The organism is Providencia sp. 2023EL-00965, assembly GCF_033550225.1.
Classification (GTDB): Bacteria; Pseudomonadota; Gammaproteobacteria; order Enterobacterales; family Enterobacteriaceae; genus Providencia; species Providencia manganoxydans.
Window position 1 is genome coordinate 1 of the sequence record NZ_JAWUEH010000045.1, and the last position, 1,221, is coordinate 1,221.

1 rRNA gene is annotated in these 1,221 nt (G+C 51.8%); it reads right to left on the bottom strand.

The window, feature by feature from the left end:
- Window positions 1-1,209: ribosomal RNA gene (locus tag SC428_RS22035) — 23S ribosomal RNA — on the bottom strand; the annotation flags it as partial.
- Between the last annotated feature and the right edge of the window lie 12 nt (window positions 1,210-1,221).

Sequence of the window (1,221 nt, forward strand, 5' to 3'; positions counted from 1 at the left end):
CAGGCTTACAGAACGCTCCCCTACCCAACAACATCTAAATGTCGCTGCCGCAGCTTCGGTGCATGGTTTAGCCCCGTTACATCTTCCGCGCAGGCCGACTCGACCAGTGAGCTATTACGCTTTCTTTAAATGATGGCTGCTTCTAAGCCAACATCCTGGCTGTCTGAGCCTTCCCACTTCGTTTCCCACTTAACCATGACTTTGGGACCTTAGCTGGCGGTCTGGGTTGTTTCCCTCTTCACGACGAACGTTAGCACCCGCCGTGTGTCTCCCGTGATAACATTCTTCGGTATTCGTAGTTTGCATCGAGTTGGTAAGTCGGGATGACCCCCTAGTCGAAACAGTGCTCTACCCCCGAAGATGAGTTCACGAGGCGCTACCTAAATAGCTTTCGGGGAGAACCAGCTATCTCCCGGTTTGATTGGCCTTTCACCCCCAGCCACAAGTCATCCGCTAATTTTTCAACATTAGTCGGTTCGGTCCTCCAGTTAGTGTTACCCAACCTTCAACCTGCCCATGGCTAGATCACCGGGTTTCGGGTCTATACCCTGCAACTCATTCGCCCAGTTAAGACTCGGTTTCCCTACGGCTCCCCTATACGGTTAACCTTGCTACAGAATATAAGTCGCTGACCCATTATACAAAAGGTACGCAGTCACACCCGAAGGTGCTCCCACTGCTTGTACGTACACGGTTTCAGGTTCTATTTCACTCCCCTCGCCGGGGTTCTTTTCGCCTTTCCCTCACGGTACTGGTTCACTATCGGTCAATCAGGAGTATTTAGCCTTGGAGGATGGTCCCCCCATATTCAGACAGGATAACACGTGTCCCGCCCTACTCGTCGAGTTCACAACACCAACACCTTCGGATACGGGGCTATCACCCTTTACTGCCGGACTTTCCAGACCGTTCTCCTGATGCTGATGCTGATTAAGACTCTGGGCTGCTCCCCGTTCGCTCGCCGCTACTAGGGGAATCTCGGTTGATTTCTTTTCCTCGGGGTACTGAGATGTTTCAGTTCCCCCGGTTCGCTTCGTTTGACTATGTATTCATCAAACGATAGTGCAACGGATTGCACTGGGTTTCCCCATTCGGAAATCGTCGGGTATAACGGTTCATATCACCTTACCGACGCTTATCGCAGATTAGCACGTCCTTCATCGCCTCTGATTGCCTAGGCATCCACCGTGTACGCTTAGTCGCTTAACCTCACAACCCGAA